The following is a 17,935-nucleotide window of genomic DNA, read 5'->3' as shown; positions in this document are numbered from 1 at the left end:
GGCCATACACCACACCGTGCGGTATCGCAGCTGCCAGGGGGCCACCACCGGGGTGGGCACGGTCTCTTATCCACCGCAAGATGTGTAGAAGGGACGGCTGCCGGCCCGGCCCCGCGCGCCCGGCGGCGCCCGCATTTGCAAATGGGGGTTTATTTGCCGGGCCTGTCATGCTATAATATACTATACGACTGCTGTGGCCCAACGTGCCGGAGCAGCCCTGCCGGGCGGGCCGCAAGCGCCGCGCCCGGCAGGGGAGAGAGCCAAGAAAGTAGGTGCATGCGCATGCTGCCTGTTGAGGAAAAAGAGGGCCAAACGGCTGCCGGCGAGCCGGGTCGTGCTTACCGCGAGCTATTCAGCTGGGTCGAGACCATCGTGGTCTCGCTGGTGATCGTCAGTCTGCTCTTTACCTTTGTCATCCGCCCGGTCCGGGTGGAGGGTGACTCGATGAGAGAGACGCTGCACAACGGCGATATCCTCACCATCCTGCCCTTTTTCTACGAGGCCGAGCGGGGCGACATCGTGGTGCTCGACAGCCACGAGGACGATAAGCTCTACATCAAGCGCATCATCGCCACCGAGGGGCAAACGGTGGATATCGACTTTGTCACCGGCGCCGTCACCGTCGACGGCGAAACGCTCATCGAGCCCTATATCCGCGAGCGCACCAAGCTGGAGGGGGACGTGCAGTTTCCGCTGGTGGTTGAAAAGGGAAAGTATTTCGTGATGGGCGACAACCGCAACCACTCCGAGGACAGCCGCTTTTCCAGCCTGGGCCAGGTGTCCAAACAGGATATCATCGGCGAGGCCATCTTCCGGCTGTACCCGTTTAGTGCGATAGGAGGGATCTCGTAGCCATGCCAAACGACCTGCACACCATTCAGTGGTTCCCCGGCCACATGCAAAAGACCCGGCGCCTCATCAAAGAAAACCTGCGCAACGTCAACCTGGTGGCCGAGATCGTCGACGCCCGCATCCCCAGCGCCAGCCGCAACCCCGAGCTCGACGAGATGCTGGGCCAAAAGCCCAAGATGGTCCTGCTCAACAAGTGCGACCTGGCCGACGAGCGCGCCACCCGCCGGTGGATCGCCTATTACCGCGCTCACGGCGTGCCGGCCATCGCCATCGACGCCAAGAGCGGCAAAGGCCTTAACCAGTTCGTCCCGGCGGTGCACCAGGCGCTGGCCGACTATATCCAGCGCCGCCAGAAAAAAGGAATGAGCGGCTACCAGATCCGAGTGATGGTGGTGGGGGTGCCCAATGTGGGCAAATCCTCCTTTATCAACCGCATTGCCGGCGGCAAGCGGGCCAAGGTGGAAGACCGCCCCGGCGTGACCCGCGGCAAGCAGTGGATCCGTATCAGCGAAGATCTGGAGCTGCTCGATATGCCCGGCATTTTGTGGCCCAAGTTCGAGGATCAGGCAGTGGGTGAAAAGCTGGCCTTTACCGGCGCCATCAAAGACGATATCATGGATCTGGAGTACATCGCCATGAAGCTGCTCGACGTGCTGTGTCAGCGCTATCCCGACAAGCTGTGTGAGCGCTATAAGCTCACCCGCCAGCAGCTGGACGGCTGTGACGGCGGATGGGAGGTACTGCAGCTCATCGGCAAAAAGCGCGGCATGCTCGTCGCCGGCGGCGAGGTCAATACCGAGCGGGCCGCCATCACCGTGATCGACGAGTACCGCGGCCAAAAGATCGGCCGCTTCACTTTAGAAATGCCCCCCGACGAGAGCGCCGCTCCCGCCCCAGAAGGGGAGGCAGAGCTGTGAGAGATATAGCCCCGCTGCTGGATTTCGACGACGCGTATCGGCAGAAGTTCGGCGTTCTCTGCGGCGTCGACGAGGCCGGCCGCGGCCCGCTGGCCGGCCCGGTCTGCGCGGCGGCGGTGATACTGCCGCCCGGCTATTGCCCGGCCGGGCTCGACGACTCCAAAAAACTCAGCGAAAAAAGGCGTGAGGCGCTGTACGGTGAGATCGTGCAAAATGCCTTGGCCTACCAGGTGGTGCTGGTGGGCCCCGAGGTCATCGACCGCGACAATATTCTAAACGCCACCATGCAGGCTATGTCGCAGGCGGTTGCCGGCCTTGACCCGGCGCCCGCGCTGGCGCTCATCGACGGCAACCGCTGCCCGCCGGCCCCGGTGCCCTGCCAGTGGGTCATCGGCGGCGACGGCAAGTCCGCCAGTATCGCCGCGGCCTCCATCCTGGCCAAAGTCACCAGAGACCGGCTGATGGTCGAGGCCGCCGCCACCTACCCCGGTTACGGGTTCGAGCGGCATAAGGGCTACGGCACCAAAGCCCACTATGCGGCTATTGCCCAGCTAGGGCTCACGCCGCTGCACCGCCGCAGCTTTTTAAAGAAAGTGCTGTCAAAGTGAAGCCCATGTCGGGCATTCTGGGCGAGGTGTACGCCGCCCGTTTTCTGCGCGACAGGGGTTACAGTCTGCGCGCGGCCAATTTCGGCTGCCGCTTCGGCGAGCTGGATATCGTCGCCTCGCCGCCGGAACAGGATGATTTGCTGGCGGTGGTGGAGGTCAAGGCGCGGCTGGAGGGCTCCATGCTGCGCCCCATCGAGGCGGTGACCGCCCAAAAAGTAGAGCGCATCAAGCTGGCCACCCGGGTGTATCTGCAGGCGGCAGGCCTAAAAGATGTACAGCTGCGCTTTGATGTGATCGAGGTCTGGCTCAACGAGCAGTTCGAGGTCACCCGGGTAGAGCATCTGCCCAATGCATATACATGACCGTGGGGCCGCTGTGCCCCAGAGAGGGGAGCGTGTATAGATGAAAGTGTTCGATCTGCACTGCGACACCGCCACCAAGTGCTACGACGAGCGGGCGCCGTTTGTGCAAAACGGGTTCGAGATATCGCTGGAACAGGCATCGCTTTTCGAGCAGTGGGTGCAGTGCTTTGCCATTTTTATCCCCGATGGGCTGCGGGGCGCCGCCGCCTACACCTATTATAAAAATGTGCTGGCCTACATAAAAGAGCAGTCGGGCCTGTCTTTTGCCCGCCGTCCGCAAGAGCTGCGCCAGCAGCTGCAGTCCGGCCAGGGCCCATCGGTGCTGCCCATCCTCACTGTCGAGGGCGGGGCCGTGCTGGCGGGCAACTTAAAAAATTGCGAGGCGCTGGCCCGTGATGGCGTGCGCATGCTCACGCTCACCTGGAACGGCGAGAACGAGCTGGGTTACGGCATCGAGGAGGATAAGGGCCTCAAGCCGCTGGGATTTGCGGCGGTGCGCGAGCTGGAGCGGCTGGGCATCGTCGTCGATGTCTCGCACCTGAGCGAGTCCGGCTTTTACGATGTGGCCAAAACTGCCACCCGCCCCTTTGTGGCCAGCCACTCCTGCGCCAAGGCGCTGTGCGGTCACCCCCGCAACCTGACCGACGACCAGTTCGGCGTCATACGCGACAGCCACGGTCTGGTGGGTATCAACTACAACCAGGCCTTTTTGCGCGACAGCGGCCCGGCCACCATCCAGGATATCCTCTGCCACATCGACCATTTTCTCCAGCTGGGGGGCGAGCATGTCATCGCTCTGGGGTCCGATTTCGACGGCGCCTACATGCCCGAGGATCTCAAAACAGCGGCGGCCCTGCCTCAGCTCTACGAGGCTATGCTGGCCCACGGTTACAAGCAGAGCCTGGTGTGGGACATCTTTTACAACAACGCCGTCCACTTTTTTGTGCGGCAGGCGCTGGCGCATAAGTCGGTATAAAAAGGCAGTGGGCCCGCTGGCGCCGATAGAAAAATATGTAAAAATGCGTTTTGGCAGAGCCCAAGATGGGCGCCCGGCCTGACGCGCACTTAAAAATGAATGATAAAAACAGGGAGCGTTTGAGAGTATGGAATATTGCAGCACAAGAGACCGCGCCTACCACAAGAGCGCGGCGGAAGTCATCTTGCAGGGCATATCCAGCGAGGGGGGCCTTTTCATCCCCCGGCAGATACCGGCGCTGGGCGATCTGCTGGAGCAGCTGCGCGGGGCCGACTACCGCACCGTGGCCCGGGCGGTGATGGGCCTGTACCTGACCGATTTTACCGCCGCTGAGGTGGCCGACTGTGTGGCCGCCGCCTACGACGATCTCTCGTTCCCCGAAGGGGCGGCCCCCATGTCTGCGCTGGGGGAGGAGATGTCGGTGCTGGAGCTGTGGCACGGCCCCACCTGCGCCTTTAAAGATATGGCGCTGCAGATGCTGCCGGTGCTGATGAGCGCCTCCAACAAAAAAGTCGGCGACGGCAAAGAGATCGTCATTTTAGTGGCCACCTCCGGCGATACCGGCAAGGCGGCGCTGGAGGGCTTTAAAGATGTGCCCGGCACCCAGATCGCCGTGTTCTACCCCGAAGAAGGGGTCAGCCATATGCAAAAGCGGCAGATGATGACCCAAGAGGGTCAAAACGTCCAGGTGTTCGGGGTAAAAGGCAATTTCGACGACTGCCAGACCGGTGTAAAGGCCATCTTTACCGATCCCGCCGCCACCCAGGCCTTCCTCGATGCGGGCAAGCGCTTTTCCAGCGCCAACTCCATCAACTGGGGCCGCCTGCTGCCCCAGGTCGTGTACTACGTGTACGCCTACCTGCAGCAGGTCGAGCAGGGCCGGGTGCAGATGGGCCAGCCGGTCAACTTCGTGGTCCCCACCGGCAACTTCGGCAATATCCTGGCTGCCTATCTGGCGGGGGAGATGGGCCTGCCGGTGGGCAAGCTGATCTGCGCCTCCAACCAGAACTGCGTGCTCACCGAGTTCTTGCAGACCGGCCGGTACGACCGCAACCGCCCGTTTTACACCACCATCTCGCCGTCGATGGATATCCTCATCTCCTCCAATCTCGAGCGGCTCATCTACCTGCTGAGCGGCGGTGACGATGCACTGGTGCGCCGGCTCTACGGTCAGCTGGCCAAAGACGGCACCTTTACTGTAGACGGGGCGCTGCTCGAGCGCCTGCGCGCGCAGTTTGCCGCCGGCTGCGCCACCGACGACGAGACCGCCGATACCATCCGCGCGGTGTTCGAGCGCTACGGTTATCTGTGCGACACCCACACCGCCGTGGCGGTAAAGGTGTACCGCGACTACTGCCGCGACACCGGCGACACCACCCCCACGGTGGTGGTGTCCACCGCCAGTCCCTACAAGTTTGCCGGCAGCGTGCTGGCGGCGCTGGGCGAGCGCTGCCCCGATGACGATTTTGCCGTGCTCGACGCGCTGCAGGCGGTCTCCGGCGTGCCGGTGCCCGCCCCGCTGGCGGCGCTGCAGGGCAAAAAAGACCGCTTTACCACCGTCTGTGCCCCCGCTGATATGCTGGCGGCGGTGCGCGCGGCGCTGGGCGTGTGAGCGCCGGCGGCCAAACAGCCCAAAACTACCCGATACCAATGAGACAGGAGACACTTTTTTGAGTATCTACACGATAGGGGACCTACACCTCTCACTGGGGACCGATAAGCCCATGGATATCTTTCCCGGCTGGGATGGGTACCTGCAAAAACTCGAAGACAACTGGCGCCGGCTGGTGAGAGACGGCGACACGGTGGTGGTGCCGGGCGATATTTCCTGGGCCATGGGCCTGCCCGCCTCGCTGGCCGACTTCACCTTCATCCACCAGCTGCCCGGCAAAAAAATACTGCTCAAGGGCAATCACGACTACTGGTGGACCACCAAAAACAAGATGGACAACTTTCTGGCCGAGCACGGCCTCGACAGTATCTCCATCCTCAGCAACAACAGCTTTTTGGTGGAGGGGGTCAACATCTGCGGCAGCCGCAGCTGGTTTTTCGAGGATCAGAGCGAAAACGACGCCAAGATCCGCAACCGGGAGATCGGCCGGCTGAACCTCTCGCTGCAGAGCGCCGTGCCCGGCCACGAGATCATCGCCTTTTTGCACTACCCGCCCCTGTACCGCGACTTTCTGTCGCAGGAGACGGTGGATCTGCTGCGGCAGTACGGCGTAAAGCGGTGCTACTACGGGCACATCCACTCTAAGGGCATACAGTACGCCTTTAACGGGGTGTACGACGGCATCGATTTTCAGCTGGTCTCCTGCGACGGGGTCGGGTTTTGCCCGGTGCTGGTGCAGGAGTAGCTGCGCCTTTTTGTGACAAATTTCAAAAAATGCCCGCTTTTTGGGGCATTTGGTCTATAAAAGTGCGGCAATCAGTTGCAATTTGGAAAAACAACGTGATATAATCAGAAAGATCATTGTGTAATGTACAGGAGGAAGTAAAACTATGAGCCTTAACAGTTCTAACCAGGTCGAGACCAATAAATATGAGTTGGAGATCTCGGTAGCCGCCGACGTGTTCGGCGCCGCAGTAGACAAGGCCTACCGCAAAAACGCGAAAAAGATCAGCGTCCCCGGTTTCCGCAAAGGGAAAGCCCCCCGCTCCATCGTCGAGAAGATGTACGGCGAGGGCCTGTTCTTCGACGACGCCATCAACGACGTGATGCCCGAGGCCTATATGGAAGCTGTGAAGGAAGCCGACTTAGAGCCGGTCAGCGCCCCCGAGGTCGACGTGGTGTCGGCCAGCAAGCAAGATGGGCTCGTGTTCAAAGCCGTCCTGTTCGTAAAGCCCCAGGTCAACGTGACCGACTATAAAGGCATAAAAGCCACCAAGACCGTCAACACTGCTACTGCCGCCCAGGTCAAGTCCGAGCTGGAGCGCATGCAGGAGAGAAACGCCCGTATCATCACCGTCGACGACCGTGCCGCCGCCGACGGCGACACCGCCGTCATCGATTTCGAGGGCTTTGTCGACGGCACTGCTTTTGCCGGCGGCAAAGGCGAGGGCCACGAGCTGGTGCTGGGTTCGGGTCAGTTCATCCCCGGTTTTGAGGAGCAGGTCGTCGGCCACAACACCGGCGACGAGTTCGATGTGAACGTCACTTTCCCCGCCGAGTACCACGCCGAAGAGCTGGCTGGCAAAGAGGCCGTGTTCAAAGTCAAACTGCACGAGATCAAGGCCAAAGAGCTGCCGGAACTCGACGATGAGTTCGCCAAAGACGTCAGCGAGTTCGACACCCTCGAGGAACTGAAAAAAGACGTGAAGAAAAAACTGCAGGAGTCGCTGGACAAAGCCAGCGAGACCGAGGTGGAGAACGCGCTGGTCGAGGCCGTTATCGAGCATTTAGAGGGTGAGATCCCCGACTGCATGTTCGAAAACCGCATCGACGAGATGGTCCGCGACTTCGAGTACCGCCTGCAGGCTCAGGGCATGAACCTGGATATGTACCTCAAATACACCGGCATGGAGCTGGCCTCCTTCAGAAAGACCTTTAGAGAGCAGGCCCAGAAACAGGTGAAGATCCGTCTGGCTCTCGAGAAGATCGTCGAGCTCGAGAACATCCAGGTCGACGACGAGACCGTCGAGGCCGAGTACAAGAAGATGGCCGAGCAGTACGGCATGGAAGCCGACAAGGTCAAAGAGCTCATCTCCGCCGACAGCGTGAAAGAGGATCTGGCTGTAAATAAGGCCATCGATTTCATCCGCGAGAACGCCGAGATCGAGGAGAAGAAAGCTGCCGCCAAGAAAAAGGCGCCGGCCAAAAAACCGGTGGCAAAAAAGGCTGCCAAAAAAGACGAAGAGCCCAAAGCCGACGAGACCTCCGAGGAGGCCTAAGCCTGGCGTGGCCAACATACATCGTACATCGTATATAGTACAGCGGGCCAAACAAAGCGACAGTTGCGCTACCGGCGGTTCGCTATGGCGAGTTGCTCGTACATAGACTAAGCGGCAGCGCAGGGGTACCCCTGCCTGCCCTTTGTTTATCTGGGGGGACAAAGCCCGCATTTTTACGACAAAATAGGCGCCTGTCCTGTGGCAGGATATGGGGTGTGCAAAAAACAGTTTGCGGCACACGCCGCGAGATCACGGCAGAAATGGAGTGTTATCATGAGTTTAGTACCAATGGTAGTAGAACAGACCAGCAGGGGCGAGCGCTCCTACGACATTTTTTCCCGCCTCTTAAACGACCGCATCATCATGCTGTCCGACGAGGTCAACGACGCCACCGCCAGCCTGGTGGTCGCCCAGCTGCTGTACTTAGAGGGGCAGGACCCCGATAAGGATATCGCCTTTTACATCAACAGCCCCGGCGGTTCCATCACCGCCGGCATGGCCATCTACGACACCATGCAGTATGTCAAGTGCGACGTGTCCACCATCTGTGTGGGCATGGCCGCCTCTATGGGCGCGTTCCTGCTCTCCAGCGGCGCCAAAGGCAAGCGCTTTGCCCTGCCCAACGCCGAGATCATGATCCACCAGCCCTCGGGCGGCTCTCAGGGTCAGGCCACCGATATCCAGATCCAGGCCGAGCGCATCCTGCGCATGAAAAAACACTTAAACGAGATCCTGGCCGCCAACACCGGCAAAGACCTGGCCACCATCCAGGCCGATACCGAGCGCGACCACTTCCTGTCTGCCGAAGAGGCAGTGGCTTACGGCCTGGTAGACAAGGTTCTGACAAGGCAAAAATAAGGACAGGTGAACTATGCCAAATAACGACAATCCCAACACGCTGTACTGCTCGTTCTGCGGCAAATCCGCAAACGAGGTCAGCAAGCTTATCACCGGGCCGGGCGTGTATATCTGTGACGAATGTGTATCGCTCTGCCAGTCGTTTTTAGATGAGGAGGAGTATGCGCCCGCCAGCAGCACAGGCAGTCTGGAGGACATCAACATCCTCACCCCCAAACAGATCAAAGAGACGCTCGACGCCTATGTAGTGGGTCAGGACGACGCCAAAAAAACCCTCTCGGTGGCGGTGTATAACCACTACAAGCGCCTGCTCTCCCAGAGCGACGACAGCGATGTAGAGCTGCAAAAATCCAATATCCTGCTGCTGGGCCCCACCGGCGTGGGCAAAACGCTGCTGGCGCAAACGCTGGCCCGCATCCTCAATGTGCCGTTTGCCATCGCCGACGCCACCACCCTCACCGAGGCCGGCTATGTGGGCGAAGACGTAGAGAACATCCTGCTCAAGCTCATCCAGGCCGCCGACTTCGACGTGCACCGGGCCGAGCACGGCATCATCTACTTAGACGAGCTCGACAAGATCACCCGCAAGTCTGAAAACCCCTCCATCACCCGCGATGTCAGCGGTGAAGGGGTGCAGCAGGCGCTGCTCAAGATGGTCGAGGGGACGGTGGCCAACGTGCCGCCCCAGGGCGGCCGCAAGCATCCCCAGCAGGAGTTTATCCAGATCGACACCTCCAACATCCTCTTTATCTGCGGCGGCGCTTTCGAGGGCATCGACAAGATCATCGAGAAACGGGTGGCCTCTTCGGCCATCGGTTTCGGCGCCAACGTCATGAGCAAAAAAGAGCTGCGCGAGAAAAATCTGCTGGCCGAAGTGGTGCCGCACGACCTGGTCAAGTTCGGCATCATCCCCGAGCTGGTGGGCCGTCTGCCGGTCATCACCTCGCTGCAGGAGCTGGATGAGGACGCGCTCATCCGCATCCTCACCGAGCCCAAAAACTCCATCGTCAAACAGTATCAGCGGCTGCTCTATCTCGACGGGGTCGAGCTGCAGTTCACCGTTGGGGCGCTGCGGGCCATCGCCCAAAAGAGCATCGAGCGCAAGACTGGCGCCCGCGGCCTGCGCTCCATTATGGAGGACCTGCTCACCGATATCATGTTCGAGATCCCCTCCCAGGATACGGTGGTCAAAGTGCTGGTCAACAAAGACTGCGTGCTGGGTAAAGCTACCCCGGTACTGACGCTGGACGAGAAGAAAAAGCCGCCCCGCTTTGCCAGCACCGTGGGCACTTCAGCCATCAAGCCGGTCCGCAGCTGACCCGGCGCAAAGCCCGTCTCCCGCAGATTTCACATCGCCGCCCGCGCGCCCGAAAATAGTGCGGTCAGCGGTGTCACAGTGGTATCGTCGCCCCTGGGCAGGGCAGTGGCACACAGATAAACAGCTAAACAGCGCTCGGCATTTTGGCCCGGGCGCTCGGTATAAACAGCACCGAGGCGTGACAGTGTTTTCGCGCCCCGGTGCTGTTTTTATCTGTTGCCGGCAGTGACGGCGCAGCGGCGGCAGGAGAACATATTTTTGTGATAGCCTACTAAAATAGTCGGTTTTGCTTGAAAAAAGGGTCGGCTGCCGGTATAATGTTAACTTGAATAGGCATCTGCTGCCCTGAGCAGCTCCGCCGCCGCACCCGATTTATCGCCGTCTCGTTTGCGGCGTTTGCGGCGGTCGGGATACCTGACGCAGTGACGAGAGTTTTCCGTTTTTTTAGGATTGAAGATAGATTTACGAGAGGTGACATTTTGAGCGATTTTCATTTATTCGACGGGCAGGAGAGCATACCGGCGCTGGCTCTGCGTGGCCTGGTGCTGTTTCCCGGCGATGTGATGCACTTTGACGTGGGGCGCGAGATCTCGGTCCACGCCGTGGAGTACGCGCTGGAAAACGGCTGTAACCTGTATGTGGTGGCCCAAAAAGATATCCGGGTCGATGATCCGGTGGCCGACGATCTGTATGCTATCGGCACCGTGGCCAAGGTCAAGCAGATCTTAAAAATGCCCGGCGACGGCATCAAAGTGCTGGCCAAAGGTCTCTATCGGGCCAAAACGATCGAGATGCATACCGGCGGCGACATGCTCACCGCCGTCACCGAACGCATCGATCTGCCGCTGCCCCGCCGCACTACCGACAGTCTGCTGGCCAAAATGCGCACAGTCAAGCAGCTGTTCGAGACCTATTCGCTCTCGGGCAACAAGCAGGCCCCCAAAGATATCCTGCTGGGCGTGCTGGCCGAGCAGGAGCCGGCCCGGCTGGTGGAGTTCGTCTGCGCCAATACGGTGCTCCCCTACGAAGTCAAACAGGAGATATTGGAGCAGCCCACCGTCATCAAACAGCTCGACCGGCTGATGGTGGCGCTGGAGCGCGAGATCAACGTGCTGCAGATCGAGCGCGAGATCTACGACAAGGTGAAGGTGCAGCTCGAGCAGAACCAGCGCGACTTCGTGCTGCGCGAGCAGATGCGCATCATCCAGAGCGAGCTGGGGGAGGACGACGACACCGCCGACGAGCTCGACGAGATGGAGGCCAAGATCCTCTCGCTGCAGGTCCCGCAAGACACCACCGACCATTTGATGAAGAACCTGCACCGCCTCTCTAAAATGCCCCCCAGCTCGCAGGAGGCCAATTTGTTGCAGACCTATCTCGAGACCTGCCTCGAGCTTCCCTGGAACACCTGCACCAAGCAAAACTACTCCATTTCCAGCGCCAAGCGCATTTTAGAGCGCGATCACTACGGACTGCAAAAGGTCAAAGAGCGCATCCTGGAGTTCATCGCCGTATCCAAAATAGCGCCCAGTTCCACCGGTCAGATCCTCTGCCTGGTAGGCCCTCCGGGCGTGGGCAAGACCTCCATCGCCAAAAGCGTGGCCGAGGCGATGGGTCGCAATTACGTGCGCATCTCGTTGGGCGGCGTAAAGGACGAGGCCGAGATCCGCGGCCACCGCAAGACCTATATCGGAGCCATGCCCGGCCGCATCATCCGCGCCATGGCCGATGCCGGCAGCCAAAACCCGCTCATCCTCCTCGACGAGGTAGATAAGCTGGGCGGCGACTACAAGGGAGATCCCTCCTCGGCGCTGCTGGAAGTGCTCGACAAGGCCCAGAACTCCACCTTCCGCGACCACTATATCGAGGTGGAGTACGACCTGTCCAACGTGCTGTTCATCACCTCCGCCAACGATGCCTCGCAGATACCCGGCCCGCTCTACGACCGCATGGAGATCATCGAGCTCGACGGCTATACCGATGTCGAGAAATTTAACATCGCCAAGCGCCACCTGGTGCCCAAACAGCTGGCCGCCCACGGGCTCACCGCCGGGCAGCTGCGCTTTTCCAAAGACGCCATCTTCGAGATGATCGACGGCTACACCCGCGAGGCCGGTGTGCGCAGCCTGGAGCGCCAGATCGCCTCCTGCTGCCGCAAAGCGGCCAAAGCCATCGTCTCGGGCGAGAGCGAAAAGATCTCGCTGACGGCCAAAAATCTGGCCCATACGCTGGGCCGCCGCAAATTCGAAAAAGACGACGACCGGCACGAGAACCGGGTGGGTCAGGTCACCGGTCTGGCCTGGACTTCGGTGGGCGGCGACACCCTGCCCATCGAAGTCATCGTGCTCGAGGGCAGCGGAAAAACACAGTTTACCGGCAAATTGGGCGAAGTGATGCAGGAGTCGGCCCAGCTGGCGGTGAGCTATGTGCGCTCCATCGCCGATATCTACGAGATACCCGGCAATTTCTACAAGACCAAAGACATCCACATCCACGCCCCCGAGGGCGCCGTGCCCAAAGACGGCCCCTCCGCCGGCGTCACCATGACTACCGCTCTGGTCTCGGCTCTGACCGAGCTGCCGGTGCGCGGCGATATCGCCATGACCGGCGAGATCACCCTGCACGGCGACGTGCTGCCCATCGGCGGCCTCAAAGAAAAAAGTATGGCCGCCTACAAAAATGGCTATACCACGGTGCTCATCCCCCAAAAAAACCTGCCCGATCTGGAGGATGTAGACCAGGAGGTCAAAGACCACCTGCAATTCATCCCGGTACAAAAACTGTCCGAGGTGCTGCAGCTGGCGCTGGTGCGCCCCGCAAAAAAAGAGGCCCGGCACCAGGATCTGCCGGCGGTGCCCCAACAGCAGCCGCCGCGCGAAAAAGGCCGTCGGGTGCGGGTGTGATCTATCGGGTCAAACGGCGCCAAACAAGGGCAAAACAGGCTGTTTTTACAGTTTGTTCACATTTATCTTGCCGGTGACCGGCAGGGGAGATAACATGAATTTTCAGCAGATCGAATTTTATACCTCTTTTGGCGTGTCCAGCCAGCTGCCCGGCGAGAGCACGCCCGAGATCGTGTTCTCCGGCCGCTCCAACGTGGGCAAATCCTCACTGCTCAACAAGATCGCGGGGCGCAAAAACCTGGCGAGGGTCTCGTCTATGCCGGGTAAAACAGCTACCATCAACTTCTATACCGCCGCCCCGGGCTACTTTGTAGACCTGCCGGGTTACGGCTACGCCAAGGTGGCCAAAACTGAAAAGCAGCGCTGGGCCCAGCTGATGGAGCACTATTTTCACTCCCAGCGCGACATCCGCCTGGTGATCCAGCTGGTGGATATGCGCCACCCCCCTTCGGCGGATGACCTGAATATGATCAATTTCCTCATCGACGGCGGCTACCCGTTCCTCATCGCCCTGACCAAGAGCGACAAGCTCACCAAAAACCAGCAGGCGAAGCGGTTGGAAGAACTGGCCGGCGAGATACCCTGCGGCGACCAGGTCACGCTGGTGCCCACCTCGGCCCAGACCGGTGTCGGCATCGAGACGCTGCGCGAGATCATCGAGGATGTGTTCATCGACGCCGAGGAATAGACTGCCGGCTGCTGCCGCATGTTCACTCACGACGCCCCAGAGGGAGGAATATACACCATGTACATAGCTAAAAATCTCAACACCAACGAACTGGGCCACCTGACCATCGGCGGCATCGACAGCCTACAGCTGGCCGAGCAGTACGGCACCCCCCTGTACGTGATGGACGAGGACCTGCTGCGCGAGAACTGCCGGGCCTTCAAGGGTTCTATCGACAAGTACTACGGCGGCCGGGGGCTGGTCACTTACGCCAGCAAGGCTTTCTGCTGCAAAGCGGTGTGTAAGATCGCCGCGCAGGAGGGGCTGGGGCTGGATGTGGTCTCGGCCGGCGAGTTGTACACGGCGCTGCAGGCCGGCTTTCCCATGCAGCGGGTGTTTTTCCACGGCAACAACAAGACCCCGGTAGAGCTGCGCCAGGCGCTGGAGAACGGCGTGGGCTACATCGTAGTCGACAATCTAGATGAGCTGCGGCTGCTGGGCACGATGGCCCAGGCGGCGGGCAAGGTGCAGGATATCCTGTTTCGCATCAAGCCCGGCATCGACGCCCACACTCACGACTTCATCCGCACCGGCCAGATCGATTCCAAGTTTGGCCTGGCGCTGGAAAACGGTGAGGCCGAAGAGGCGGTGCGCGAGGCGCTGGCTATGCCCGGGGTACGGCTGGTGGGTCTGCACTGCCACATCGGCTCCCAGATCTTCGATATCGCCCCCTTCGAGCTGGCCGCCCAGGTAATGCTCGACTTCATTGCCAAGATCGGCAGCGAACTGGGCGCCGAGATCGAGATACTGGATCTCGGCGGCGGCTTTGGCATCCAGTACACCAGCGCCGACCACCCCTCCAGCTACGACGAGTACATGCGGCGGGTGTCGTCCGTCATCGCCGCGCGCTGTGCGCAGCTGGGGATCGATACGCCGTTCGTGGTCATCGAGCCCGGCCGCAGCATCGCCGGCCCGGCGGGCATCACGCTGTACACTGTGGGCTCGGTCAAGCACATCGAAGGGGTGCGTACCTATGTCTCGGTCGACGGCGGCATGACCGATAACCCCCGTTATGCCCTGTATCAGGCCAGCTACGATGTGCTGGCCGCCGGCAAAGCCGCCCAGCCCCGCACCGAGACGGTAACGGTGGCCGGCAAGTGCTGCGAGAGCGGAGACCTCATTCAGGAAAACACCCAGATACAGCCGGTCCAGCCCGGCGATGTCTTGGCGGTGCTGGCCACCGGCGCCTATAACTACTCTATGGCCTCCAACTACAACCGCATCCCGCGCCCGGCGGTGGTGTTCGTAAAAGACGGCCAGAGCCGGGTGGCCGTGCGGCGCGAGTCGCTGGAGGACCTGCTGCAAAACGATCTGGACTAAGCGGCAGCGCCCCGACAAATTTTGTGAAAAGGCTTTACTTTCACGGTTTAAGGTGTTAAACTTTAAATATGTGAACTGCCTGTATGGCGGCAGGGGACTGCCGGGCATGGCCCGGCGGCCCCCTGTGTGCTGTACCGGCCTTTTCTAAAGAAGAAAATTGGGGAGGTAGCGGGTTTTGAACAGCAACTTATCCAGAGATACTTTCGAGGACCTGTTTACGGCCATCGTGTCCATCGACAACATCGACGACTGCTACGACTTTTTCGACGACCTGTGCACGATCCAGGAGCTCAAGGCCATCGCGCAGCGCTTTCACGTAGCCAGAATGCTGCGGGCCAAAAAGGTCTATTCCGAGATCGTCAAAGAGACAGGTGCCTCTACGGCCACCATCAGCCGGGTCAACCGCTCGCTGCTCTACGGCTGCGGCGGGTACGACAAACTGCTCGACCGCGAGCAGGAGAACGCACAGGATTAGGGCTTTTAAAATGAGTTATTACGGCAATTTTGCCGCCTTTTACGACGCCTTTACCGACGATGTCGACCGGGCGTCCATGGCGGCTTTCATCGCAGAAAAACTCAAACAAAACGGTATCTCAGGCGGGATACTGCTGGATGCAGGCTGCGGAACAGGCGGCCTGTCTGTTTTGTGCGCCCAAATGGGCTTCGATGTCATCGGCACCGATATCTCGCCCGAGATGCTGCAAAAGGCCCGTGAGCGCGCCCAGCAGGCCGGGGTGCAGCTGCTCCTTTTGAACCAGCCGCTGGAGGAGCTCGACCTCTACGGCACCGTGCGCGCCGCGATCTGCACCCTCGATACGGTCAATCACCTCACCGGCGAGCAGTCGCTGCGGCAGGCTTTTGCCCGTATCGGCCTGTTTTTAGAGCCCGGCGGCGTCTTTTTGTTCGACTGCAACACCTACTATAAGCACAGCCAGGTGCTGGGCGACAACGCCTATATCTACGATCTGGGCGACACCTACTGCGGCTGGCAGAACACCTTTTACCCCGAGGACAACACCACCGATGTAGACCTCACTTTTTTCGATCGTCAAGGCGGGTCGTTTGCCCGCTATGACGAGTCGTTCACCCAGTACTACTTCACCCCCCAGCAGCTCGAGAGCGCTCTGGCCGCCGCCGGTATGCGCGTCTTGCAGGTGTGTGGCGGGTACCGCGACCAGCCGCTGAAAAAAGACAGCCAGCGGGCTGTATATATTGCCAGTAAGGAGAGATGACGATGGGCAGGATCTTGCGCGCCATCAGCGAAAATGGGGGCGTGGTCATCACCGCCGCCGACACCACCGATATCGCCGCCAGGGCCGAGCAGATACATAAGACCTCGGCGGTAGTCACTGCGGCCTTGGGCCGCCTGCTCACCGCCGCCTCAATGATGGGCTGCTCTTTAAAGGGGGAGGAGTCCAGCCTCACGCTGCGCCTCAAAGGCGACGGCCCGGCCGGCTCGGTGATCGCCGTGTCCGACGATCGGGGCAACGTGCGCGGCTATGTGCAAAACCCGGTGGTAGAGCTGCCGCTCAACCGCTACGGCAAGCTGGATGTAGGCGGTGCCGTGGGCCAAAACGGCCTGCTGCACGTCATCAAAGACGTGGGCATGAAAGACCCCTACGTGGGCAGTGTGCCGCTGGTGTCCGGCGAGGTGGCCGAGGACATCACCGCCTACTTTGCCGCCAGCGAGCAGATACCCACCGTCTGCGCGCTGGGGGTGCTGGTCAATCCCGATCTCACCGTCAAGGTAGCCGGCGGCTTTTTGGTACAGCTGTTGCCCGGCGCCACCGAGGACGAGATCTCCCGCCTGGAGGAGAATATCAAAGGCCTGCCCTCCATGACCAACATGTTAGACAGCGGCCTCGCGCTCGAACAGATCATCGACCGCGTGCTGGCTGGGTTTGCCCCCAATATCCTGGACGAGTTCCCAGTCGATTACCGCTGTAACTGCAGCCGCTCGCGGGTGGAGCAGATGCTCATCAGCCTGGGCCGCGCCGAGCTGGCAGATATGGCCGCCAAAGGTGAAGATACCGAGGTAGCCTGTCACTTCTGCGACAAGAAATATCGATTTACCGCAAAAGAAATCGAAAAACTGCAAAAACAGTGTTGACAAGCAAAAACGAGTATTGTATAATAACATTCGTCGCTGGGAAGAACGCAGTCGCGGGGCACCCAGGGCGAAGATGTGGCCCGATAGTTCAGTTGGTTAGAACGCTAGCCTGTCACGCTAGAGGTCGAGGGTTCGAGCCCCTTTCGGGTCGCCAATTATGCCTCTGTAGCTCAGTCGGTAGAGCAGAGGACTGAAAATCCTCGTGTCGATGGTTCGATTCCGTCCGGAGGCACCAGGATGCGGGTTTAGCTCATCTGGTAGAGCGCCACCTTGCCAAGGTGGAGGTAGCGAGTTCGAGCCTCGTAACCCGCTCCAGGTAAAAGCACGGTGCAGTTTTGCACCGTGCTTTTTTCATGTCAAAAGGCGGCCCGCCAAAGTCCGCTCAAATTCAGCTGATGCCACTGTCTGCGCCGTCCCAAGCGGCACGCGGTATTTTGCAGCGCTTTAAAGAGGGGAGAGAAAGTCATCGTGTACATCTATCGATACCGCAGCGTCGCCGGTCCGCTGTGGTTTTTAGAAAAAGACGGGGTCATCTGCGGGCTATACCTGCGTCCCAATACCTGCTTTAACGGCGCTCAGCCGGCCTGTACGCCGCTGATACAGCAGGCGGTAGAACAGGTGGCCGATTATCTGGCCGGCCGCCGTTACAACTTTTCGGTCCCCATCCTGCTAGAGGGCACCCGCTTTCAAAAAAAGGTCTGGCAAACGGTGGCGGCCATCCCCTACGGCAGGCGGTATACCTATGCGCAGGTGGCCCAGATGATCGGCAGCAGGTCGCCCCGGGCGGTGGGCGCGGCCAACGGCCAAAATCCCGTCTCGCTCATTGTTCCCTGCCACCGACTGGTGGGCACAGCCGGCGATCTGCGCGGCTACGCCGGTGGTTTACCCATGAAACAGGCTCTTTTGGATATGGAGCAGGCGGTACTGCACGGCGGCTCCTGGGGCGGATTTGATGCCGTCTGTCGCCAGCGCTGGGACCAGCTTACAGCAGTGGAGCAGGAACAGTTGCAAAAGTGAAAACGCGGAATTTCGCACCGCTTGGACCCTGTATACAAGCTGGGTTTTATAATGGCAACGCCACGGCCGTCCACTG

Annotated in this window: 17 protein-coding genes and 3 tRNA genes; all 20 read left to right on the top strand. The window is 60.2% G+C overall.

The features are described 5' to 3' along the window. Positions 1 to 282: 282 nt before the first annotated feature. The 20 genes from lepB to C6Y32_RS04400 all read left to right on the top strand — a co-directional run bounded on the left by lepB (position 283) and on the right by C6Y32_RS04400 (position 17,859). Positions 283 to 852, top strand: coding sequence for a signal peptidase I (gene lepB, locus C6Y32_RS04495; protein ID WP_105204122.1), 570 nt, complete (start codon positions 283 to 285; stop codon positions 850 to 852). Between the two features lie 2 nt (positions 853 to 854). Further along, the gene (gene ylqF, locus C6Y32_RS04490; RefSeq protein ID WP_105204071.1) at positions 855 to 1,769 is read left to right on the top strand and encodes a ribosome biogenesis GTPase YlqF; all 915 of its coding nucleotides are present in this window, start codon (positions 855 to 857) and stop codon (positions 1,767 to 1,769) included. Beyond that, positions 1,766 to 2,377 (top strand): ribonuclease HII, encoded by a 612-nt coding sequence (locus tag C6Y32_RS04485; protein ID WP_105204069.1) that lies wholly within the window; start codon positions 1,766 to 1,768, stop codon positions 2,375 to 2,377. The genes ylqF and C6Y32_RS04485 overlap by 4 nt, the downstream gene beginning before the upstream one ends. Before the next feature lie 5 nt (positions 2,378 to 2,382). Further along, a complete protein-coding gene (locus tag C6Y32_RS04480) occupies positions 2,383 to 2,739 on the top strand; it encodes a YraN family protein (protein WP_243562535.1) in 357 nt (118 codons plus the stop codon). 40 nt (positions 2,740 to 2,779) lie between these two features. Continuing rightward, entirely contained in the window at positions 2,780 to 3,715 is a 936-nt protein-coding gene (locus C6Y32_RS04475) for a dipeptidase (RefSeq protein WP_105204064.1), read from the top strand. Positions 3,716 to 3,842: 127 nt separating this feature from the next. Then, positions 3,843 to 5,327: a threonine synthase gene (gene thrC, locus C6Y32_RS04470; RefSeq protein ID WP_105204062.1), complete on the top strand. Its 1,485-nt coding sequence runs from the start codon at positions 3,843 to 3,845 to the stop codon at positions 5,325 to 5,327. Between the two features lie 58 nt (positions 5,328 to 5,385). Continuing rightward, the gene (locus tag C6Y32_RS04465) at positions 5,386 to 6,072 is read left to right on the top strand and encodes a metallophosphoesterase (RefSeq protein WP_105204060.1); all 687 of its coding nucleotides are present in this window, start codon (positions 5,386 to 5,388) and stop codon (positions 6,070 to 6,072) included. A gap of 145 nt (positions 6,073 to 6,217) precedes the next feature. After that, positions 6,218 to 7,606 (top strand): trigger factor, encoded by a 1,389-nt coding sequence (gene tig, locus C6Y32_RS04460; protein WP_105204058.1) that lies wholly within the window; start codon positions 6,218 to 6,220, stop codon positions 7,604 to 7,606. A 273-nt stretch (positions 7,607 to 7,879) separates the two neighbouring features. Beyond that, on the top strand, positions 7,880 to 8,464 hold the full coding sequence (clpP, locus tag C6Y32_RS04455; RefSeq protein WP_105204056.1) for an ATP-dependent Clp endopeptidase proteolytic subunit ClpP: 585 nt from the start codon (positions 7,880 to 7,882) through the stop codon (positions 8,462 to 8,464). A 13-nt stretch (positions 8,465 to 8,477) separates the two neighbouring features. Then, positions 8,478 to 9,782 (top strand): ATP-dependent Clp protease ATP-binding subunit ClpX, encoded by a 1,305-nt coding sequence (gene clpX, locus C6Y32_RS04450; RefSeq protein ID WP_105204054.1) that lies wholly within the window; start codon positions 8,478 to 8,480, stop codon positions 9,780 to 9,782. A gap of 479 nt (positions 9,783 to 10,261) precedes the next feature. Beyond that, a complete protein-coding gene (gene lon, locus C6Y32_RS04445) occupies positions 10,262 to 12,685 on the top strand; it encodes an endopeptidase La (protein ID WP_243562526.1) in 2,424 nt (807 codons plus the stop codon). A 94-nt stretch (positions 12,686 to 12,779) separates the two neighbouring features. After that, positions 12,780 to 13,373 carry a ribosome biogenesis GTP-binding protein YihA/YsxC gene (gene yihA, locus C6Y32_RS04440; protein ID WP_105204052.1) on the top strand — a complete coding sequence of 198 codons (594 nt, stop codon included), beginning with the start codon at positions 12,780 to 12,782 and terminating at the stop codon, positions 13,371 to 13,373. Positions 13,374 to 13,430: 57 nt separating this feature from the next. Further along, a complete protein-coding gene (gene lysA / locus C6Y32_RS04435) occupies positions 13,431 to 14,732 on the top strand; it encodes a diaminopimelate decarboxylase (protein ID WP_105204050.1) in 1,302 nt (433 codons plus the stop codon). A gap of 175 nt (positions 14,733 to 14,907) precedes the next feature. Next, a complete protein-coding gene (locus C6Y32_RS04430) occupies positions 14,908 to 15,207 on the top strand; it encodes a YerC/YecD family TrpR-related protein (RefSeq protein ID WP_105204048.1) in 300 nt (99 codons plus the stop codon). A 10-nt stretch (positions 15,208 to 15,217) separates the two neighbouring features. Continuing rightward, positions 15,218 to 15,964, top strand: a complete 747-nt coding sequence (locus C6Y32_RS04425) for a class I SAM-dependent methyltransferase (protein WP_105204046.1) — start codon at positions 15,218 to 15,220, stop codon at positions 15,962 to 15,964. A 2-nt stretch (positions 15,965 to 15,966) separates the two neighbouring features. After that, positions 15,967 to 16,842 (top strand): Hsp33 family molecular chaperone HslO, encoded by an 876-nt coding sequence (hslO, locus tag C6Y32_RS04420; RefSeq protein WP_105204044.1) that lies wholly within the window; start codon positions 15,967 to 15,969, stop codon positions 16,840 to 16,842. Positions 16,843 to 16,919: 77 nt separating this feature from the next. Further along, positions 16,920 to 16,996: transfer RNA gene (locus tag C6Y32_RS04415), tRNA-Asp, on the top strand. 5 nt (positions 16,997 to 17,001) lie between these two features. Then, positions 17,002 to 17,077: transfer RNA gene (locus C6Y32_RS04410), tRNA-Phe, on the top strand. 4 nt (positions 17,078 to 17,081) lie between these two features. Beyond that, a tRNA-Gly gene (locus tag C6Y32_RS04405) sits at positions 17,082 to 17,157 on the top strand. A 153-nt stretch (positions 17,158 to 17,310) separates the two neighbouring features. Then, on the top strand, positions 17,311 to 17,859 hold the full coding sequence (locus C6Y32_RS04400) for a methylated-DNA--[protein]-cysteine S-methyltransferase (RefSeq protein WP_207204804.1): 549 nt from the start codon (positions 17,311 to 17,313) through the stop codon (positions 17,857 to 17,859). Positions 17,860 to 17,935: the final 76 nt, after the last annotated feature.

This window comes from Neobittarella massiliensis (ex Bilen et al. 2018) (assembly GCF_900289145.1).
Classification (GTDB): Bacteria; Bacillota; Clostridia; order Oscillospirales; family Ruminococcaceae; genus Neobittarella; species Neobittarella massiliensis.
This window is presented reverse-complemented; position numbering and strand designations above follow the sequence as displayed.